This is a genomic window from Rhizobium changzhiense, from assembly GCF_013087625.1.
GTDB lineage: Bacteria > Pseudomonadota > Alphaproteobacteria > Rhizobiales > Rhizobiaceae > Rhizobium > Rhizobium sophorae.
The window spans coordinates 26,831-45,499 of sequence record NZ_JABFCQ010000004.1 but is presented as its reverse complement, the minus strand read 5'-3'; the positions used below and the strand labels follow the sequence as shown (position 1 = coordinate 45,499).

The window sequence follows — 18,669 nt, the reverse complement described above, 5'->3', positions numbered from 1 at the left end:
CATTATTGACATAATTTCCGCCGCATGGTTTGTCGACGGTATAGAAAATACGAGGAAACCCCATGCTGAACTGGGACACCATGTTTGCGTCGCGCTCGTCGCGCATGCGCGCATCCGAGATTCGCGAACTCTTGAAGCTTCTCGACCGGCCCGACATTATCTCTTTCGCCGGCGGCATTCCGGATCCGGCGCTCTTTCCCGATCAGGAATTCAAGCAGGCCTATGCCGATATCTTCGACGGCGCCGCTGTCAACGCGGCGCTGCAATATTCGGTCAGCGAGGGCTACAAACCGCTGCGCGAATGGCTGGTCGGGCAGATGGCGACTCTCGGCATCCCCTGTGAACTCGACAATGTTTTCATCGTGTCCGGCTCGCAGCAGGGCCTCGATTATCTCGGCAAGCTCTTTCTGTCGCCTGGTGATACCGCGCTCGTGACGTGGCCGACCTATCTTGGCGCGCTGCAGGCCTTCAACGCCTATGAACCGGCCTACGACCAGCTGACGCCGAACGGCAACCGGACGCCCGAGTCCTACCGCGCGTCCGCTTCCGCTGCCGGCGGCAAGGTGAAGTTCGCCTATCTCTCCGCAGACTTTTCCAACCCGACCGGCGAGACCGTCGATCTTGACGGCCGCAACAAGGTGCTGGCGCTCGCCGAAGATCTCGACATCGCCGTCATCGAGGATGCGGCCTACCAGTCGCTGCGTTACGACGGCGAGCCGATTCCGCCGATCCTGGCGCTCGAAATCGCCGAGAAGGGCCATATCAACGATACGCGCACGATCTATTGCGGCAGCTTCTCGAAGACGCTGGCGCCCGGCCTTCGCGTCGGCTTCATCGTCGCCAATGCGTCCGTCATCCGCAAGCTGGTGCTGATGAAGCAGGCGGCCGACCTGCATTCTTCGACGATCAACCAGATGGCGATATCAGATGTCGCCGAGCGCGGCTTCGACGCGCAGGTCGCCAAGATCAAGGCTGCCTACATCAAGCGTCGCGACTGCATGCTGGCCGCCCTCGACAAATACATGCCTGAAGGCACCAGCTGGACGAAGCCGGAGGGCGGCATGTTCATCTGGATCACGCTGCCGGAGGGCATGGACGGCGCCAAGCTGCTGGCGAAATCGCTCGAAACCGCCAAGGTCGCCTTCGTGCCCGGCAAGGCGTTTTTCGCCGATGGTTCCGGCGCCAACACCTTCCGCGTCAGCTTCTCCTGCGCCAACGAGCAGATGATAGAGGATGGCATCGGCCGCCTGAGCGCGCTGATCTCGGCCGAAATCGGCGGCTGACTCCAGCCGCCCGGCTGACGGATCAAGGGCAGGGCGCCGATCAGAAGATTGTCGTCCAGCCTTCGTTCGCCGTCTCGCTCTTGCCGTAGCCGACCCGATCAGCAACGGCGCCGTCGGCATTGCGCAGAATGATGTCACCGCCCCGGTTGGCAAGCTGCGGGCCGCCGGCTGCGGCATCGAGCGCTATGGTGCGCAGCTCGCCTGCGCTCAGCGATCCCGACAGCGTCTGGGTCCTGCCGTTTTCGTCCTCCAGCTTCCAGCCTTCGAGCGATGCCTCCATGTCGGAGCGGTTGATGATCGTTACCGTTTCGGCCTCGGTGCCGCCTTCGCCGTTGACCGGGTTGATCAGCGCGGCGACGATGCGCAGCGACGAGGCGACGATCGGCTGCGGCCGGCGTGTGCCTTCGCCGCGGCCCTGGCCGCCACGGCTGTCGGAAACCGGATGGCCGGTCGCTGCATCGGTATTCCAGTTCTGCGACTGAAAGCAGAGGAAGATCGCCGCCCATTCGTCGGTATCGTTGAAATGGACGAGCAGCGCGCCGTCCTGGTTCGGCCCGTTGGTGGCCTTGAAGCTGCCGCCATCGCCCTGGTTCATGTGGATGTCGTGGATGCCGTTGCCCGGCTCGAAATCGAAATATTGGTCGGGCTTATTGTGCTCGGGGCCCCAGGCCTCGCCGAAGGCATAGAAATGGATGTCGGAATCGGCAATGCCTTCCTCGACGATCGGCTCGATGAATTCCCTGAGATCGTTCTTCGGGCCGGAGAGCTGGAAGGGCGCGACATTCATGTCCTCGCGCTCGATCAGCCCGCCGCGGACGTAGTCGATCGCAAGCTCCGGACGGTCCTTGCGGATGTCGGTCAGGCCCATCGGCAGGGCTTCGAGCGCGTCCGTCAGTGCCGGATGCTTGAAATCGACGATGTTGGCATAGAGCAGATCGTGCGGCGACATCTTCGAGCGGACATTCAGCGCGATCCGGTAGCTGACGCCGTCCGCCTCGATGCGGATCTCGATATGGGGATCGTTGTCGTCGTCGAGGGCGAGTGCGCTCGCCGTGCCCTTCAGGACCTTGTAATTCTTCAGCATGGAGAACCTCGCGGGGTGGCGGGATCTGACGGTAACACGGCGAAAGTGCATCTTTTGTGACGGCTAAAGTATGGCGCGATCTTTCAGATTCGCCTGCCACACTTTAGGTCTTTGATTTGAGCATGTCGTGGTCGCAAAACCGCTGCACACTTTTGCGCGACATGCTTTGTCTTTCGCCGTGCAATGCTTGATCCGCTATCGCCTATTGCTCCAGATGCGGTCCGAAAAGCTCGAGATCGGCTTCGCTCAGCCTGTCGCTAACCGTGTTCAGCTGGTGCCAGTAGGGATAGATCACCGGCGGCAGGCTGACCGCGTCGAGGCGCTTGCGCTCCTCGTCCGTGAGTTTCAGCTCGGCGGCGGCGATGTTGTCGCGGAACTGGGCTTCGGTGCGGCCGCCGATGATGACCGAGGTCACTGCCTTGCGGCCGATCAGCCAGGCAAGCGCAACTTGAGCGGCCGAAACGCCGCGTTCCTCACCGATCGCGACCAGCGTCTCGACAATATTCCAGAGGCGGTTCTCGTCGCGGATCGGCGGTTCGGTCCAGCCGGCGAACTGGCGCGTACCTTCGGGCGCTGCCTGGTTGCGGCGATGCTTGCCGGAGAGCAGGCCACCGGCGAGCGGGCTCCAGACCAGCACGCCGAGGCCCTGATCGATCGAGATCGGCAGCAGTTCATATTCGGCGTCGCGGGCTTCCAGCGTATAGTGGATCTGCTGGCTGACGAAGCGCTGGTATCTGTGCTCGTTGGCGATGCCGAGCGCCTTCATGATGTGCCAGCCGGAATAATTCGAGCAGCCGACATAACGCACCTTGCCCTGCCTGATCAGGGTGTCGAGGGCTTCCATCGTCTCTTCGAGCGGCGTCTGACCATCCCATTCATGTACTTGGTAAAGGTCGATGACATCGGTCTTCAGGCGCTTGAGGCTCGCCTCGCATTCGCGGATCAGGTGGTAGCGCGACAGGCCCTGGTCGTTCGGGCCGTCACCCATGCTGAAGCGGGCCTTGGTGGCGAGCAGCACGCCTTGCGGCCGCTTGCCGGAGAGCACGTCACCGATGATGTTTTCGCATTCGCCTGATGAATAGGCATTGGCGGTGTCAATCAGGTTGATGCCCGCATCGATGCACATATCGATCATCTTTTTCGCCTCGGTGATGCCGAGATCGCCGACCATCTTCGCCCAACCGACGCCGCCGAAGGTCATCGTGCCCATGGTCAATGTCGAAATCTTCAGGCCGGAACGGCCAAGCAGACGATATTCCATTGAAACTCCTCCTTTAAACGAGGCTGACGTACCTCAACGCTCAGAGATGGCAATGGCGGCGTGTTCACGGCAGCGTGAGGCTTAGGCAAGATTCTGACGCCGGCATCTTCCGGCCTTGCGGCGGCTATGGCCGATCACGAGCCGGGCGGCAGATCGTACAATATGTCATCGGCTTGTCGACGGAAATCGTCCTGGCGGTCGACGCCTGGAGGCCGCATTAGCTCTCGTGCTTGTCTTTCTTGTGAATATTGTCGCGAAGCGAAGCGATTGTGTCTCGAATCTTGCTGACAGCGTCGGCGTCGAGACCGACGGCCTTGCCGATGCAGTCGAACACATGGGTGGCACGGCTCTTGAGAGCCAGCCCCTTCTCCGTCAGGCGCAAGAGCACCTGGCGCTCATCGGCGGGATTGCGGTTTCGGGTGACGAGGCCGACATTTTCCAGCCGCTTCAGCAGCGGAGTGAGGGTGCTGGAGTCGAGAAAAAGCGTCTCGCCGAGATCCTTCACCGTGCGGTCGTCGCGCGCCCACAAGGCGGTCATGACGAGGAATTGCGGATAGGTGAGTTCCAGCTCGTCGAGCAGGGGACGGTAAAGCTGGTTAAAGGCGTGGCTTGCCGAATAGATCGAAAAGCAAAGCATTTCATCGATCTTGGGCACATCAGCGAGATCATTCGATGTGGTGTCTTTCATCACGCTCTCCTTTGATCTCAATATAATTTGTGCGCGATCTATTTGCAAGCTATTGACTCGATAGACGAGAGAACTTAGTTAGATCGTGTACAAAGAAATCGCTGACAAAATATATGCCAAACACGGAAAGCTGCAGAGGTTTGCTGCGTCAACAGATGCGCAAACAGGTGAAGTCCCTTGTGGCTCCCAATTCGACTCCTTTGAAACTCAACCGACGAAAGGAAATGACCAATGTTCAAGTTTGCTGCTGCCGTCGCCCTGGCGGGCGCTCTTCTTTCCGGTGCTGCCGTTGCTCAGCCGGCCAAGCCGACCGTTGTCCTCGTCCATGGCGCCTTTGCCGATTCATCCAGCTGGAACGGCGTCGTCGAAATCCTGCGCAAGGATGGCTTTTCTGTCGTGGCAGCCGCTAATCCGCTGCGCAGCGTTTCCAACGACGCTGCCTATGTCTCCGACGTGGTCGGCAGCATTGCCGGCCCTGTGGTCCTTGTCGGTCACTCCTATGGCGGCCAGGTCATTTCGACCGCGGCCAACGGCCACGACAACGTGAAGTCGCTGGTCTATGTCGCGGCCTTCGCCCCTGATGCAGGGGAATCAGTTGCCGATCTTGCCGGCAAGTTTCCGGGCGGCACGCTGAGCGGAGCGCTGGCGGCCCCGGTAAAGCTCAGCACCCGCGGTGTCGATCTCTATATCGACCAAGCGAAGTTCCATGATCAGTTCGCCAGCGACGTGCAGGCCGAGCAGGCGGCCCTGATGGCGGCTGCCCAACGTCCAGTCACCGAGGCCGCCCTGACCGACAAATCCGGCGAGCCCGCCTGGAAGAAGCTACCGTCGTGGTTTGTCTACGGCACCGGCGACAAGAACATCCCGGCCGCAGCCCTTGGCTTCATGGCCGAGCGGGCAGGCTCCAAGCGGACCGTGGTAGTCGATGGCGCTTCCCACGTCGTGATGGTGTCGCATCCCGAGAAGGTGGCGGAACTGATCGAAGAGGCTGCAAAGTAATATTCGATCCGAGGGGCGTGGCCCGGATGCTGTGAGCCTGATCATTCGGCTTGAAAATGCGCCGTCGTTAAAGCCGGGCTCAGCCCGTTCCATTCGATGCCGACAGCCCTGGAGAGGTTACGACTGCTCGATGACAAAGTAGTGGTGCAGGGCGTGGATTAACCGACGCGCCCTGTCACATCTCTGTCAACGATCCCTAATAAGGGAGGGTGACGCAATTCCGAGGACCCCTCCCCATGAAAACGATCGTTTCCGCCGCAGCCCTTCTCGCCGCGAGCCTCTTTGCCATTCCGGCTTCTGCCGCAAACCTCGTTCTCTACACCAGCCAGCCGAACGAAGACGCGCAGGCAACGGTCGATGGCTTCATGGCCGCCAATCCCGATATCAAGGTCGACTGGGTACGCGACGGCACGCCGAAGATCATGGCGAAACTCCAGGCCGAGATCCAGGCCGGCAACCCGGTTGCCGACATTCTCCTCATCGCCGACATGGTGACGCTGGAGCGCCTCAAGGAAGACGGCAAGCTCTTGGCCTATAAGTCGCCGGAATCCGCAGGGTACGATGCCGCCCTTTATGACGCCGACGGCTATTACTACTCGACCAAGCTGATCACCACCGGCATCATGTACAACACTTCGGCCGCCATGAAGCCTGCGAGTTGGAAGGACCTGACCAAGCCGGAAGCCAAGGGCCTCGTCACCATGCCGAGCCCGCTTGCCTCGGGTGCGGCCCTCATCCACGCCCAGACGCTTGCCGCTGTTCCCGGCCTTGGCTGGGATTTCTACAAGTCGCTGCAGGCTAACGGCGCGATCGCCGCCGGCGGCAACGGCGCCGTGCTGAAGTCGGTTGCCTCGGGCGAAAAGGCCTACGGCGTGGTCGTCGACTACCTGCCGATCCGCGAGAAGGCCAAGGGCGCTCCCGTCGAATTCGTCTTCCCGAGCGAAGGCGTTTCGGCCGTCACCGAGCCGGTCGGCATCCTCGCCAGCAGCAAAAATGCCGATGCCGCCAAGAAGTTCGTCGATTACGTGCTCTCCGAAAAGGGCCAGGAAGGCTTCCTGAAGCTCGGCTACATCCCGGCCCGCAACGGCATGAAGCTGCCGGAAGGCTTTCCGGCGCGCGACACCATCAAGGTCCTGCCGATCAAGGCGGCCGAAGCATTGAAGAATACCGACCAGGATCTCAAGACCTTCTCGGGCATCTACGGCTCGAACTGATCCTTTCATGCACGGATACATCAAAACCGGAAACAGCCAGCCCGCCTGGCTGTTTCCTTTTGTCGTCATCATCGTCCTGATCCTCAGCGTGCTGCCGCTCGCCCGCCTCGCCATGGTCGGAATAGCGGCCTTCGCCGATGGCGGCGTGATCACGGTTTTGAGCGAGACGTCGCTGTGGTCGGCGACCTATTACACGATCGTCACCGCCATTCTGGGCACGATTATCTCGCTCGCCATCGGCTGCCTCTTCGCCTTCCTGCTGACGCTGACCGATATTCGCGCCAAGGGGCCGCTGAGCTTCTTCTTCGTGCTGCCGATGATGATCCCGCCGCAGGTAACGGCGCTGGCCTGGGTGCAGATGTCCGGCCCCTCCAGCCCGCTGTTGAAGGCGCTGCACATCGCCCCGCCACTCGGCTCGCCGCAGCCGCTCTATTCGGTGGGCGGCATCGCGCTGCTTTATGGCGTGCAGCATGCGCCGCTGGTCTACCTGGCGCTTCGGGCCGGGCTGATGACGCTGCCGCGCGACGGCGTCGAGGCTGCACGGCTTTCCGGCGCCTCCAGGTTGCGGGTATTCCGCGATATCATCCTGCCGCTGTCGCTGCCCGGCATCATCGCGGGTGCGGCGATCTCCTTCGTCTCCTGCACCGGCAATTTCGGCATTCCGGCCATTCTCGGCATTCCGGCCTCGATCTTCACGCTGCCGACGCTGATCTTCACCAAGTTTTCCGCTTTCACCAGCCGCACCTTCGGCGATGTCGCCGTGCTCTCGGCGATCATCGCCATCATCTCGGTCGTCGGGCTGATGATCCAAGACCGGGCGCTGCGCGGCCGCGACTACCGCGTTATCGGGCTGTCGGGCGCGAGCGCCGCCTTCGAACTCGGCGCCTGGCGGTTTGTTTTCACACCGCTCGTCTGGGCGATCCTGTTCTTCATGCTGGCAGCACCCTTTTTCGCGCTCGTCGCCGGCGCGCTGGTGCCTGCTTATGGTGTGCCGCTCACTTTCAAGACGATGTCGCTGCATGCCTTTGAGGAGATCCTGTTCCGGCAGGCGGTGACGCGCACCGCCTTTATCAATTCGCTGTCGCTCGCCGGCGCGACTGCGCTTTGCCTCCTCGTTATAACGGTGCTCGCAGCCTACACGCTGACGCGGCGCAAGGATGCGGCTTCCAGCATCGTCTCCAGCCTGATCGAGATACCCTATTCGCTGCCCGGCATCGTCATGGCGGTTTGCTTCATCCTGGTGTTCGCAGCACCGATCCCGTTCCTGCACGTCTCGCTCTACGGCACGATCTGGATCATCCTGATCGCCTATTTCTCCTCGTTCTTCGCCGTCAGCTTGAAGCCCGTGGTCAGCGCCTTCCACCAGCTCGATCCGGCGCTGGAAGAGGCGGCGCGGCTTTCCGGCGCCGGCTTCTTCCGCCGGCTTGCCGATATCATCGTGCCGCTGGTCGCACCGGCCGCCGGCGCCTCGATCATCCTGGTCTTCCTGATTGCCTGCAACGAGCTGACGATCTCGGCGCTGCTCTGGTCGGCGGGCACCCAGACGCTCGGTGTCGCCATCTACAATCTCGACGACAGCGGCAGCTCGGACCTTGCTTCGGCGCTCTCGGTGCTCGTCGTCCTCATGGTGGTCGTGCTGATGCTGCTGCTCGAACTTCTGGCGAAACGACTGCCGAAAGGAGTGGTCCCATGGCGAGGCTGATCCTCAACCAGCTCGGCAAGGATTTCGGCACCGGGCGCGCCGCCGTTAGCGGTTTTTCGCTCGATGTGCGCGAGGGCGGCTTCCTGGCGCTACTCGGACCTTCCGGCTGCGGCAAGACGACGGTGCTGCGGATGATCGCCGGTTTCGAGACGCCCACCGACGGCTCGATCCGTCTCGGCGAGCGGCTGCTTGCCGACGCCGCGCAGTCGCTGCCGCCGGAAAAGCGCAACATGGCGATGGTCTTCCAGTCCTATGCGCTCTGGCCACATATGAGCGTCGCCGACAATGTCGGTTATCCCCTCAAGGTGCGCGGCATATCGGGCGAGGCCTATCGGGCGAAGGTGCGCGACGCGCTCGGCACCGTCCGGCTCGCCGACTACCCCGAACGACGCCCGGCCGATCTTTCCGGCGGTCAGCGCCAGCGCGTGGCGCTCGCCCGCTGCCTGGTGACATCGCCTGACGTGGTGCTGCTCGACGAGCCCCTTGCCAATCTCGACCGGCACCTGAAACAGGAGATGGAGGAGACTTTTCGCGAGTTCCACCAGCGCTCGGGCGCGACGATGATCTACGTCACCCACGACCAGAGCGAGGCGATGGCGTTGGCGACCGACGTCGCCGTCATGTCCGAGGGGCGGCTGCTGCAGGTGGCGCCGCCGGCCGAAATCTATGCCCGACCGGATGGGCGCGTCGTCGGCGGCCTGATCGGACGCGGCGCGATCCTGACGCTGCCGGTGATGGGCGGCGAACGCCAGTTGGAGTGGGACGAGCTGCAGGATGCGCTTCATGCCGCCAGTACTGATGGCGCCGATATTCTGGTGCGGCCGGAGGATGTGATCATCGGCGGCGAGGGGGCTCGGGCAATCGTCGAATCCGCGCTCTTCGAGGGCGAGCGTTATGCTGTGAAACTGACGCTCGGCAACGGCCAGACGCTGCGCGCCTTCAGCCGCGTGGCTGTCGTGTCTGGCGAGACGGTGCGCGTCGTCATCCGCGCCGGCTGGCGGCTTTGATAGAGGGCGTCGCTAGACTCGTACGGTGACATTCAAAAGCTGAAGCCCGATGAATCGTCGAGAAGAAGCATTCCCTTATTCGTCCAGCGGCCACCTAGGGGAGCTGGCTCAACCAGCCCGTAAGCGGCGAGAACCTCGACCGCCAGTTCGCCGGCATACATCGCCTTATGATTCAGATAGCCGTTGCCTTCGCTTATGTATTGTTCACACATCCACGCCAGCGCTTTCAGTATCTCGAGGGTCATGACTCTTGAGGCTCCTGCGCACCTAAAATACACAATGAAATCAGAGGCTACATGACTTCAGCGATCACCGCCACCGTCTTGGGATTAATGGTGCGATGGTTTTGCGGCAACCCAGCCGGGCTTATTCGTTCTCCGAACATTGCCAGCGGATGACGCGGCAGCTGCCGGTTTGCTTTCTGCAACTGCGGATCGCCTGGCGCTGGGCCTCGCGGCCATCATTACCCCAGCCGGAGCCCCAGCCGCTGCGATGGCCGACGGCCACCGCGCCGCAGCCGTTTCGGAACCAGATTGTGATGCGACAATCGTTGGCGCTGCTGTCGCAATTGCGCCGGGCAACGGTTTCGGCGTTGCCGCATAAGCATAGGACCAGCCGATGGCGCGGGTCGACGGCGAATAAGCAATGGCGCCATAGGTGTCGGCAAGGGCCAGGCCGGCGAGGGACGTCAGAACCGCAAACGATGCAAGAACCCGCTTCATGAAATGCCCCGCGCCGGAACGACGATTGTCCTGTACGGAGAACTGTCCGAGGCTTACGGCGGAATGGCTGCGGCCCAAGTCACAAGCAATCGCCTCTGCGGCTCCAAGAGGAGTGATTATTCGCATATTTCTTGGCCCTGCCATCTTTTCCCGCGGCTATTGCCGGATAAGGTACTGCCCGCAACCGGATCCTTCCCATGTCGCTTCGCCTCGCCACCTTCAATGTCGAAAATCTTCTCACCCGTTTCGATTTCACCGGTTTCCGAAACCAGCTGCGCCAGGACCGCGTCATCAAGCTTTTCGAGGTGTCGAGCGAGGGGGTCTATCAGCAGCTCGAGCAGGCGCGGGTGATTGCCGCGACCGACGACACGCGCCAGATGTCGGCACTTGCGATCGCCGACGCTGACGCCGATATCCTCTGCCTGCAGGAAATCGACAACATGGCTGCCCTTCAGGCCTTCGAATACGGTTATCTCTTCCGCATGGTCGGAAACGGCTACCGGCAGAAATACCTGGTCGAGGGCAATGACAGCCGCGGCATTGATGTTGCCGTGCTGATGCGCGAGGAAACGCGCGACGGCCAGAAGATCGAGCTCAGGGATATCAGAAGCCATGCGATGACGACCTATCGCGATCTCGATCTGTTCAATGAGGAGCTGGCGCTCACCAACCGCATCGACGACAAGATCTTCAAGCGCGACTGCCTGGAGCTCGACCTTCTGATCGGCGGCCGGCCGTTTTCGCTCTACGTCGTGCATTTCAAGTCGATGGGCAATCCGCGCGACGGGCTGGACGGGCGGCAATCGACGATGCCGATCCGCCGCGCCGAGGCGCGCGCCGTGCGCCGCATCATCGAGGATCGCTTCGGTGCGGAGCAAGCCGGTACGAAGAGCTTCGCCATCTGCGGAGACATGAACGATTATCAGGAGCGTGTCGATGTCATCGGCCGCCGGGGCACCGGTTATCGCTTCGAACATCAGAACGAGACCGAAAGCGCGCTCGACGTTTTCAGTGGCGACGGCTTTGCCGAAAATGTCGTGCGCCGCCGCGAACCCCTCGACCGCTGGACGCTCTATCACGCGCGCGGGCCGCAGGAGCAGTGGCTTTGCCAACTCGACTATCTCTGGCTTTCGCCAGCACTTGCCGCCCATAATGCCGGCCGCCTGCCCGAAATCATCCGCAGCGGCCAGCCCTACCGCACCATCTTCCCGCCGGGGCAGGAGGTGGAGCGTTATCCGCGCACCGGCTGGGACAGGCCGAAGGCGTCCGATCACTGCCCCGTCGTCATGACACTGGATCTCCCTTGAGAGCGAACATGAAAACCAATTTGAACGTGAATTTTCCGAACAGCGATTTTTCCGATGATTTCGCCGGCTGGCCGCCTGAGGCCACCGTCTTCCCGATCGCCGGCGTCGATCTGCGCGTCCTGCCCGGAACCCATCCCTTCGTCCTTGCCGAGGAAGCGGCGATCCGCGAGAACTGGGCCAAGGAAACGGCCGCCAACCCGGCGCTCTTCGATGGGCGCCTGGTGTTCCAGCAGCAGATATCGCTCGGTGAAGACGGGATTTCGGGCGAGGGTTACGTCACTCCCTTTTCCGCTTTCATGTGGTGGCGCCGCCAGCCGCAGCGCCAGGGCGGCCTGCACATCTTCGCCTATCCGGTGCTCGAAAGCGCCGATGGGGCGTTGGTGGCGATCCGCATGGGCGCCCATACCGCCAATCCCGGCCAGGTCTATTTCGCCGCCGGTTCGCTGGAGCCGGAGGATATCGTCGACGGGCGTTGCGACATCGAGGCCAATATGCGCCGCGAGGTCCATGAGGAGACCGGATTGGATCTGGCTCACGCGGTGGCGGGGGAGGGGCTCTACGCCAGTTATTCCAGGCGCACGGTAACGCTCATGCGGCTCTTCCGCTTCGACATGACGGCGGACGAGATGGTGAAGCGGATCGAGGCCCATATGCTGGTCGCCGAGGACAAGGAGATCGCCGGCGCGGTGGCGATCCGCTCGGCCGATGCCTCGGCCCATCCCTATAATGTCGCCATGCTGCCGGTGATTGAGTGGTATTTCGGCAAAGGTGGTGTGTGAGGGATAGAGGTCAAGATACCATGGGGTGAGGCCTCTCGAACGCACCGTGTCCGGATTCCTGAGCGCCGGCGTGCCGTGGGACACCCCCCTCTGCCCTGCCGGGCATCTCCCCCACAGGTGGGGAGATCGGCTGGGCGCAGAGGTTTCCCAAACAACTAAAGTATTGTGATTGTCGCTGCCTTCAGAGAGGGAGCAATGGTCAAGCCTCTTGCCAATCTCCACCCTTGTGGGGGAGATGCCCGGCAGGGCAGAGGGGGGTGCCACACGGCGTGCCCTCTCTATTCCTGTGACAGCCGCGCGTTCGCACACGCTCCAACGCCGCTCTCCCGAAAAACAAAATCGATTTTCATTAACGATCACGCATAAATCCGAGACTACCGCCGTCTCCTGCCGGGGATGGGTTGTTCTTAGCGGACTTAGCGCCTTGCACTCGCTCGCCCGGTCGGGCAGGTTGGCGGCGCGATGACGATTCAAGGAGGCCGATGTGGCGCGAAGCTACAGCGTCTATGACGTGTTCACTGATCGAAAGCTTGCGGGCAATCCGCTGGCGGTGATCTTCGACGGAGACGATCTCAGCGACGAGGCGATGCAGGCGATCACCCGGGAGATCAATCTCTCCGAGACGGTCTTCGTGCAGCCTTCGACCAATCCAGCCTATGCGGCACGGCTGAGGATATTCACGCCGGGGCGCGAGCTGCCCTTTGCCGGCCATCCGACGGTCGGCACGGCGGTGGCGCTGGCCGAACGGGCGCATGGTGATGCGACGCGCGATCTCGTCTCGGTGCTTGAGGAGAATGTCGGGCCGGTGCGCTGCGCGGTGCGGCTGAGAGAGGGAGAGGCGAGCTTTGCCGAATTCGACCTGCCGCGCAAATCGCAGCCGGCCACCATGCCGCTCGATAAGCTCGGCATCGCCGATGCGCTATCGCTGAAGGTGACCGAGATCGGCTTCGAAAATCACGTACCGTCGATCTGGAGCGCCGGCGTTCCCTTCCTGCTCATTCCGGTGCACGACGTCGGAGCCACGCAGCGGGTGGAATTCGATCCGCAACTGTGGGAAAAAATCGTGCCCTTCGTCGATGGCGCGCTTGCCTCGGCCTATGTGTACTGCCGTGGCGGCGTCAACCACGTGGCGAAGTTCCATGCGCGCATGTTCGCAAGCGGCATGGGTATCGTCGAAGACCCGGCTACCGGCTCGGCGGCGGCCGCACTCTCCGGCGCGATCCACCATTTCGACCGGCTGACGGACGGGCATCATCCGATCATGATCGAGCAGGGGGTCGAGATGGGCCGGCCGTCCTTCATCCACCTGCATATCGATGTCGACGGCGGGGCGATCTCCAACGCGCGGATCGGCGGCCAGGCTGTGCGGCTGGCCAGCGGCACGCTCGACCTTTGATTTGATCAGCGCTAGGGACGCTCTATCACTTTGAATCCGCGCATAATCCTCTCCGAAAATTGATTCCGACTTTCGGGGTTATGCGCTGCATTTCAGCCATGCCGAAAAATCTTCGCGATTAACCAAAGAAATTTCGCCGATGCGCTGGACAAGCCTGCCGATCCTGTTTATACGCCCCGTCACACCGCGCAGCCAAGCGCGAACGGGTGATTAGCTCAGTTGGTAGAGCAGCTGACTCTTAATCAGCGGGTCGTAGGTTCGAGCCCTACATCACCCACCAAATCTCTTGAAAAAATTGATGTTTTCGAATTCAGGCCGGATTTTCCGGCCTGCCGAAAACTATTCCGGAGCGGGCGGAATGGTTCAGGTCCTCGCAGACCTAGCCGCGTCGATCCTCGCGCTCTATTTCCTCTCTCGTAAATGGAAGGGGTCCATGAGAAGCATCATTTTTGCCGTCGCCTTGTCTCTCCCGTTGCCGGTCTTTGCCGCGGGCCCGATCGAGGTCAAAGCAGGCGATCACAGCTGCGGCGAGCTTGCCCAGATCATCCGTCAGAATAAAAAGGTTTTTGTCCGCATCGGTTTCGGTGGCCGCAGCTTCCGCTATCCGCCGGCCCAATGCAGCATGGGCGAAAAGCGCACCACGACCAGTTTTCGCGATGCCGAGGGAAAGCAGTGCATTCTCGATTATGCCTGCGTCTTTGACCCTGCGTCGCCTTATAATTTTCCCTAGCGCATTTTGCTTTGTGCGTCCGAAAGGACGCATGGCGTTCTTGGCGCTTCCTGTTGACACAGGGATCGAGCGGGAAGTGCATGCGGCTGTGCTCAGAGGTACTGTTCACAGGGTTCCCGCACTGGCGGCACGCGGTGCGATGCCCTAACTTCGCTCTCTCACATTCAGGAGTTTCCATGAAAAGCGTTGTTCTGGCCGTCGCACTGTTGTTTCCGTCCGTATCCCTGGCCGTCGAGGCGGTGGAGGTCAATGCCAGGGATCACAGTTGCGAAGAGCTTGCGCAGATCATCCGCAAGGACAAGGCGGTTTTTGTGCGCATGGGCTTTGGCGGCCGCAGCTTCCGTTATCCGCCGGCCAGGTGCAATCTTGGCGACAAGTACGACACCGCAAGAGTAAGGGATGCCAATGGCAAGCTCTGCCTCCTCAACTACGAGTGCGTGTACGATCCGCAGTCCTTCTATAACAGGATCCCGAAATAATATCCCGATCCCGGCGTTGCCAATAGGGACAAGAAAAAAGGCCGGGCGAAACTCGCACCGACCTTCCTCGATCCGTCTCGATAACAGGTGCCAGTACATCCGTGGTCAGCCGTCAGAGACAAATTTACTATCCCTTAAATAGGGTTTACTTAAAAAGCTTCAAGAGCGCGCAGCAGAGAAGAAGCCGGCGCTGGGTCGGCTTCTTTCGGCAGAGCAGCCGTTACTGCTGGGCAGGGGCAGCCGGCGGCGTGGCCGGAGCCGGAGTTGCCGGTGCCGGTGCCGGTGTTGCGCTATTGTCGGTCGGAGCGATCGGCGTGGCCGGCGCCGGCTCTGATTGCGTTGTGGAAGCTGTCGTGTCCGGAGATGTGCCGGGGGTGCTCCACTGCGAATAGGCGAATGCAGCGACAGCGATCACGGCCAATGCAGCGACCCAGACAACCCAGGTATTACTGCTGCGCGCGCTCGGCGTGGTGCGCAGATCCAGATTTGGGTTCAGCGGGCGATTCGGGTCGTTGGCATTATTGGGGTCGTACGTCATGGTACTTTCTCCTCTTTCGGTGACAGAAGAATGCAGAAGTGGGCATTTTGTTCCGTTCTGGGCCGAAGCGCTTGTGCTGATTGGCTTTTCCTACTCATTATTCTCGCTTTACTGGCGCTCCGTGCCATTCGCGGCTTTGCCGCTCACCCCCTCATCTGCTTGGGGGCGACCGGCAGAGACCCGGGTGGTAGAGCTGCCGGCTGATCGGGTGCGTTGGCGGATGGCAGGCCGCCGGTGGATTGCACGCCGCTATGGCGCAATGCGCTTGACACCACGGGGTCTGTTTGCGAATGATTTCTGCATGGGGTCGCGATCACCCCACGAGGCGTCATGCTGAAGAATCGCGTCCAGTAAAACCGATCAACGGAGGGACGCGTCATGCCGTCATTTCTCGAAATTTCCCCTGACAAGCTCAATCGCCTTATTGGAACCCCCGGTGCGCCTTGCATTATAGACGTTCGCACCGAGGAGGACTTCGCGCTCGATCCCCGTCTGGTGCCTAGCTCGATCCGGCGGGGTCATGCCGAGCTCGGGTCCTGGGCGGGCAGCATCGATGCCGATGCCGTCGTCGTGGTCTGCCAGAAGGGCGCCAAGCTCAGCCATGGCGTCGCCGCCTACCTGCGCCATGCCGGGATCGACGCCGAGAGTCTCGAAGGCGGCTTCGAAGCCTGGGTCGCGGCGGGACCTGTCGTGCCCGAGGAGAAGCTGCCGCGCCGCGACGCGGAGGGACGCACCGTCTGGGTGACGCGGGCGCGGCCGAAGATCGACCGCATCGCCTGTCCCTGGCTGATCCGGCGTTTCGTCGATCCGAGCGCCGTATTCCTGTTCGTGCCGGCGCCTGAGGTTTTAGCCGTCAGCGAGCGCTTCGGGGCGGTGCCCTTCGATATCGATGACGTGTTCTGGAGCCATCGCGGCGAACTCTGCACCTTTGATGTCATGGTCGAGGAGTTCGGGCTGGCGTCGGAACCGCTCCTGCGCCTGGCGCGGATCGTCAGGGCGGCGGATACAGCAAGGCTCGATCTCGCGCCCGAGGCGGCAGGCCTGCTGGCCGCCTCGCTCGGCCTCTCCAGGATGTATTCCGACGATCTGGAACAGCTCGAGGCCGGGATGCTTCTCTACGACGCCTTCTTCCGCTGGTGCCGCGATGCGACCGAGGAAACCCACAACTGGCCCGCGCCGAAAAAGAGGGCATGAGATGGTCGAGATGACGGATAATGCGCCCGACGGCAAAATGGCGGAGGAAGACGCGGGAGAGGGGCATCATCACGGCGTCTCGTTTGGCGAGGCCTTCAGGGTGTGGCTGCGCGTCGCCGCCCTGAGCTTCGGCGGCCCCGCCGGCCAGATTGCCGTCATGCACCGGATCATCGTCGACGAGAAGCGATGGATCGGTGAGCATCGTTTTCTGCATGCGCTGAATTATTGCATGCTGCTTCCCGGACCCGAGGCGCAGCAGCTCGCCATCTATATCGGCTGGCTGATGCATCGGACAGTGGGCGGTCTCGTCGCCGGCCTGCTGTTCGTACTGCCTGGGTTTCTGTCGATCCTCGGTCTTAGCTATATCTACGCGGCTTACGGCAATGTCGGCATCGTCGCCGGCCTGTTCTTCGGGCTGAAGGCGGCGGTGCTTGCCGTCGTCGTGCAGGCCGTCATCCGCATCGGCGGCCGTGCGCTCAAGAATCGCGTCATGGTCGGTATCGCGGCCGCGGCCTTCATCGCCATCTTCTTTCTCCATGTGCCGTTCCCGCTGATCGTGCTCGCGGCCGGCATTGCCGGCTTCCTCGGCGGCAGGTTCGGGCTTGCCGCCTTTCAGACGGGCGGCGGCCATAAGGCCGGAAGCGGCCCGGTGCTCTCGGATGCCGAGTCAGTGCTCGGCGAGGGCATACCGGCGCATGCGCGCCCGAATCTCGCCTGGTCGCTGCGCATCTCGGCCGTGCTGCTTACCCTCTGGCTCGCGCCGCTCGCGGCGCTTTACGCAACCTTCGGCGCCGACAACGTCTTTACCGAGATCGGCCTGTTCTTCAGCAAGATGGCGGTCGTCACCTTCGGCGGGGCCTATGCCGTGCTTGCCTATGTTGCACAGGAGGCCGTGCAGCATTTCGGCTGGCTGAAACCCGGGGAGATGCTGGACGGTCTCGGCATGGCCGAGACGACGCCGGGCCCGCTGATCATGGTCGTCCAATTCGTCGGCTTCATGGGCGCCTACCGCGATCCGGGAGCGCTGAACCCGATGCTTGCTGCAACCCTTGCGGCGATACTGACGAGCTGGGTCACCTTCGTGCCCTGCTTCCTGTGGATCTTCCTCGGCGCGCCGTTCATCGAAAAACTGCGCGGTAACATCGCGCTCGCCGGCGCGATGTCGGCCATAACGGCGGCGGTGGTCGGGGTTATCCTCAACCTCGCTATCTGGTTTGCCCTGCACACGCTGTTTGCCGAGGTTGCGACTGTCCGCCTTGGCGGCTTGCGGCTCGATATCCCCGTGCTGCAATCGGCCGTGCCGGCGGCGATGGCACTGTCTGCCGCCGCGGCGATAGCGATCTTCCGCTTCAAGGCTTCCGTGATCGCGACGCTGCTAGCCTGCGCGGCCGCAGGGATGATCTGGACGCTGGCCACGTGAATGTTGCGCAAAACGTTGAACGCAGACACATGCAGCGTTGGCGACGAAACGGCGTGCCTGGACAATTCTAAAATCTCAACAAGCAGCAGATATCCAATCGATGTATTTCCATTTGCCGCAAGCTACAGCAGAATATCTGTATTCGATTGCACTAGACGAATTGCGTTTTATCTATCGCCGATGGCGACATAAACATCGAAGGGATCATAGTGAACTGAAATGCCTTTTTTCGATCCTCCTCCAAAACAGCCACATCACCCCGATAGCTGTCCACGTTGTACGGCACAAACCGAGCCGACAAGCCCATTTTGTCTCAGATGCAAATTCGATCTCAGGTACGGCAGTCCCAAGTCGGTGGTGACGGGGAAATGCAGTTACTGCGATTACTCGGGAGCTTTGAGCAAAGAGCACGTTTTTGGTCTTTGGCTGCATAATCGATATCCGAAGCCTGTGGAGCAACGGTGGCACAGGCTCAGTCGACCAGAAAGGTTCGGCTTTTGGGAAGAAATTCCTTTGCACCATATTGATGAACCCACACGAGGCAGCGCCTATTCCGTCGCCGTAAACAACGTTTGCGAGGATTGTAACAATGGGTGGTTGAGTAGACTCCATGTGGAAGCCAGATCAATTGTTGAGCGGTTCGCGGATGGCTTCTGGCCCAGATTGTCGTCAGCCGAATGCAAAACGCTGGCCAGATGGGTGATCATGATAACTGTAAATTTGGAAAGATACGCACGTATTGAAACGATCACTCAACACCAGCGCGATCAACTCAAAGCCGGACACGTTCCCCACGGTTTTCGGGTTTCGGTGGGCAGAATGGATGGGCCACAACATGCAGGCTATAATTTTCAGAGGGTATGCAA

19 protein-coding genes and 1 tRNA gene are annotated in these 18,669 nt (G+C 61.4%); 13 read left to right on the top strand and 7 right to left on the bottom strand.

Annotation, left to right across the window (positions count from 1 at the left end; all coding sequences use genetic code 11):
* Nucleotides 1–62: 62 nt before the first annotated feature.
* Nucleotides 63–1,283, top strand: coding sequence for an aminotransferase-like domain-containing protein (locus tag G9X68_RS20370; protein ID WP_171603977.1), 1,221 nt, complete (start codon nucleotides 63–65; stop codon nucleotides 1,281–1,283).
* A 40-nt stretch (nucleotides 1,284–1,323) separates the two neighbouring features.
* Here the strand turns inward: G9X68_RS20370 and G9X68_RS20365 are convergent, their stop codons facing one another.
* The 3 genes from G9X68_RS20365 to G9X68_RS20355 form a co-directional block, all read right to left on the bottom strand.
* Entirely contained in the window at nucleotides 1,324–2,367 is a 1,044-nt protein-coding gene (locus G9X68_RS20365) for a DUF2278 family protein (RefSeq protein ID WP_171603976.1), read from the bottom strand.
* Nucleotides 2,368–2,569: 202 nt separating this feature from the next.
* On the bottom strand, nucleotides 2,570–3,628 hold the full coding sequence (locus G9X68_RS20360) for an aldo/keto reductase (protein WP_171603975.1): 1,059 nt from the start codon (nucleotides 3,626–3,628) through the stop codon (nucleotides 2,570–2,572).
* A gap of 217 nt (nucleotides 3,629–3,845) precedes the next feature.
* Complete coding sequence (locus G9X68_RS20355) at nucleotides 3,846–4,316, bottom strand: MarR family winged helix-turn-helix transcriptional regulator (protein WP_171603974.1); 471 nt, start codon at nucleotides 4,314–4,316, stop codon at nucleotides 3,846–3,848.
* Nucleotides 4,317–4,547: 231 nt separating this feature from the next.
* On the opposite strand from G9X68_RS20355, the gene G9X68_RS20350 reads away from it, so the two are divergent.
* The 4 genes from G9X68_RS20350 (at nucleotide 4,548) to G9X68_RS20335 (ending at nucleotide 9,238) form a co-directional block, all read left to right on the top strand.
* Entirely contained in the window at nucleotides 4,548–5,315 is a 768-nt protein-coding gene (locus G9X68_RS20350) for an alpha/beta fold hydrolase (protein ID WP_171603973.1), read from the top strand.
* Between the two features lie 236 nt (nucleotides 5,316–5,551).
* Nucleotides 5,552–6,529, top strand: a complete 978-nt coding sequence (locus G9X68_RS20345; RefSeq protein WP_171603972.1) for an ABC transporter substrate-binding protein — start codon at nucleotides 5,552–5,554, stop codon at nucleotides 6,527–6,529.
* Nucleotides 6,530–6,536: 7 nt separating this feature from the next.
* Nucleotides 6,537–8,231, top strand: coding sequence for an ABC transporter permease (locus G9X68_RS20340; protein WP_171603971.1), 1,695 nt, complete (start codon nucleotides 6,537–6,539; stop codon nucleotides 8,229–8,231).
* The gene (locus G9X68_RS20335; RefSeq protein WP_171603970.1) at nucleotides 8,219–9,238 is read left to right on the top strand and encodes an ABC transporter ATP-binding protein; all 1,020 of its coding nucleotides are present in this window, start codon (nucleotides 8,219–8,221) and stop codon (nucleotides 9,236–9,238) included. Before G9X68_RS20340 ends, G9X68_RS20335 begins: the two co-directional genes overlap by 13 nt.
* A gap of 32 nt (nucleotides 9,239–9,270) precedes the next feature.
* Here the strand turns inward: G9X68_RS20335 and G9X68_RS20330 are convergent, their stop codons facing one another.
* The 3 genes from G9X68_RS20330 to G9X68_RS20325 are packed head-to-tail and all read right to left on the bottom strand — an operon-like array spanning nucleotide 9,271 to nucleotide 9,772.
* Nucleotides 9,271–9,483 carry a hypothetical protein gene (locus G9X68_RS20330; RefSeq protein WP_171603969.1) on the bottom strand — a complete coding sequence of 71 codons (213 nt, stop codon included), beginning with the start codon at nucleotides 9,481–9,483 and terminating at the stop codon, nucleotides 9,271–9,273.
* Between the two features lie 47 nt (nucleotides 9,484–9,530).
* Nucleotides 9,531–9,665 (bottom strand): hypothetical protein, encoded by a 135-nt coding sequence (locus G9X68_RS32210; protein WP_280526517.1) that lies wholly within the window; start codon nucleotides 9,663–9,665, stop codon nucleotides 9,531–9,533.
* Nucleotides 9,605–9,772, bottom strand: a complete 168-nt coding sequence (locus tag G9X68_RS20325; RefSeq protein ID WP_342355368.1) for a DUF4189 domain-containing protein — start codon at nucleotides 9,770–9,772, stop codon at nucleotides 9,605–9,607. The genes G9X68_RS32210 and G9X68_RS20325 overlap by 61 nt, the downstream gene beginning before the upstream one ends.
* A gap of 385 nt (nucleotides 9,773–10,157) precedes the next feature.
* On the opposite strand from G9X68_RS20325, the gene G9X68_RS20320 reads away from it, so the two are divergent.
* The 6 genes from G9X68_RS20320 (at nucleotide 10,158) to G9X68_RS20295 (ending at nucleotide 14,651) form a co-directional block, all read left to right on the top strand.
* Nucleotides 10,158–11,267 (top strand): endonuclease/exonuclease/phosphatase family protein, encoded by a 1,110-nt coding sequence (locus G9X68_RS20320; RefSeq protein ID WP_171603968.1) that lies wholly within the window; start codon nucleotides 10,158–10,160, stop codon nucleotides 11,265–11,267.
* 8 nt (nucleotides 11,268–11,275) lie between these two features.
* Nucleotides 11,276–12,046: an NUDIX hydrolase gene (locus G9X68_RS20315; protein ID WP_171603967.1), complete on the top strand. Its 771-nt coding sequence runs from the start codon at nucleotides 11,276–11,278 to the stop codon at nucleotides 12,044–12,046.
* A gap of 484 nt (nucleotides 12,047–12,530) precedes the next feature.
* Nucleotides 12,531–13,442: a PhzF family phenazine biosynthesis protein gene (locus G9X68_RS20310; RefSeq protein WP_171603966.1), complete on the top strand. Its 912-nt coding sequence runs from the start codon at nucleotides 12,531–12,533 to the stop codon at nucleotides 13,440–13,442.
* Nucleotides 13,443–13,646: 204 nt separating this feature from the next.
* Nucleotides 13,647–13,722 (top strand) — tRNA-Lys (locus G9X68_RS20305).
* Between the two features lie 153 nt (nucleotides 13,723–13,875).
* Nucleotides 13,876–14,172: a hypothetical protein gene (locus G9X68_RS20300; RefSeq protein WP_171603965.1), complete on the top strand. Its 297-nt coding sequence runs from the start codon at nucleotides 13,876–13,878 to the stop codon at nucleotides 14,170–14,172.
* A 176-nt stretch (nucleotides 14,173–14,348) separates the two neighbouring features.
* Nucleotides 14,349–14,651, top strand: a complete 303-nt coding sequence (locus tag G9X68_RS20295; protein ID WP_171603964.1) for a hypothetical protein — start codon at nucleotides 14,349–14,351, stop codon at nucleotides 14,649–14,651.
* 220 nt (nucleotides 14,652–14,871) lie between these two features.
* Here the strand turns inward: G9X68_RS20295 and G9X68_RS20290 are convergent, their stop codons facing one another.
* Nucleotides 14,872–15,189, bottom strand: coding sequence for a hypothetical protein (locus G9X68_RS20290; protein ID WP_171603963.1), 318 nt, complete (start codon nucleotides 15,187–15,189; stop codon nucleotides 14,872–14,874).
* A gap of 378 nt (nucleotides 15,190–15,567) precedes the next feature.
* Here G9X68_RS20290 and G9X68_RS20285 point away from each other — a divergent pair, with 378 nt between their 5' ends.
* Together G9X68_RS20285 and chrA are read left to right on the top strand one after the other, a co-directional pair.
* Nucleotides 15,568–16,383, top strand: a complete 816-nt coding sequence (locus G9X68_RS20285; protein WP_171603962.1) for a chromate resistance protein ChrB domain-containing protein — start codon at nucleotides 15,568–15,570, stop codon at nucleotides 16,381–16,383.
* A 1-nt stretch (nucleotide 16,384) separates the two neighbouring features.
* Entirely contained in the window at nucleotides 16,385–17,803 is a 1,419-nt protein-coding gene (chrA, locus tag G9X68_RS20280; protein WP_171603961.1) for a chromate efflux transporter, read from the top strand.
* Nucleotides 17,804–18,669: the final 866 nt, after the last annotated feature.